Here is a 1,310-nt window from a genome sequence, read left to right on the forward strand (position 1 = left end):
GCTGTTCAGCTCTTCGCCGCCGATGTAGGGGAAGATCACCTCCCGGCAGGCCGGGTTGGCCGCGATCAGCCGCTCCAGCTCGGCCAGCGGCGTCGCCACCCCTTTGGTATCGGTGTCATCAAAGGTGAACCCCATCCCCAAGACGTAGCTGCCGATGAAGCTCTTGCCCGCGTTCTCGGCCAGCCGCACCGGGTCGTCGTGGCCGCCGCGGTGGAACAGGAAGGCCGTGATCTGCTCGACGTGCCGCCCGTCGAGGCATTTCACCCCTTCGTACCGGCCTTTAACCAGATGCACTACGCTCACAATCACCGCCGCCTGCCCCGGCCACGGCACCCGCCGCCGCGCCGCGTAGATCTCACCGCCGTGGGTGCAGATCCAGCGCAACCCGGTCGCGCGGGTGTCGCCTTGGGCGATGGTGTTGGTCGCGATCAACCCTAGCGCCCCGCCGTCGCGCAACAGATCGAACGCCCGCCGGAAGAAGTGCGCCACCAGATCGGCGTTGCCGTGGCTGCTCTCGTGAAGCTGCTGCAACCAGTCGAGATAGCCCGGCGGGTTGCCCGCAATCAGCGTGTTCTTGCCCGCAAACGGCGGGTTGCCGACGATCACGTCAAACCCACCCCGCTCGCGCTGGAACACCTCCGGGAACTCGATCTCCCAGTGGAACGGCGCCAGCGCCAGTTCGCCGTGCCGCCGCGCCGCCAGCTCGTCGCGCAGCGCCGCCAGCCGCTCCTCGTCGAACACCGCCAGCGCGTACTCCTTCCGCCGCGCTTCCCGCTCTTTCGGCGTGCTGCCGGCAAAGAACGCCAGCGCCACCAGATCGCCGTACTCCCGCACCTGCGCCAGCTCGGCCTGCGCCTCCCGCCAGAGCGCGTGCAGCGCCGCGTCGCTCAGCCGCCCGTCCGCCTGCCGGATCTGCGCCCGCAGCTCCGCCACCTTCGCCAGCCGCTGCCGGATCGCCGCCGTCTCCAGCGCCGCTTGCCGGCCCCCCGCCTGCCAGTGAAAGGCCTCGATCTGCGCCTGCGCCAGCCCCACCAGCGAATCGCCGTGGCGCAGCGCGTGGTCGAGAAACGTGAACGGCTGCGTCTTCGCCAGCGTCGCCAGCCACAGCGACACCTTCGCCAAATCCACCGCTACCGGGTTCTTGTCCACCCCGTACAGGCAGCGCTGCGCCACCAGCCGCCGGGCCACGATCACCTCGTCCTCGTCGGCTGCTAGCGGCGGGCGCCCCCCCCGCCCCCCCCCCCCCCCCCCCCCCCCCCCCCCCCCCCCCCCCCCCGCCCCCCCCCCAAAACCCCCCCCCCCCCCCCCCC

At 71.7% G+C, this 1,310-nt stretch carries 1 protein-coding gene; it reads right to left on the reverse strand.

What is annotated here, in order from left to right:
* The coding region (locus tag A6A03_RS19330) for an Eco57I restriction-modification methylase domain-containing protein (protein ID WP_342673064.1) at positions 1–1,149 on the reverse strand (1,149 nt) is incomplete at its 3' end.
* Positions 1,150–1,310 lie beyond the last annotated feature (161 nt).

Source organism: Chloroflexus islandicus, from assembly GCF_001650695.1.
GTDB lineage: Bacteria > Chloroflexota > Chloroflexia > Chloroflexales > Chloroflexaceae > Chloroflexus > Chloroflexus islandicus.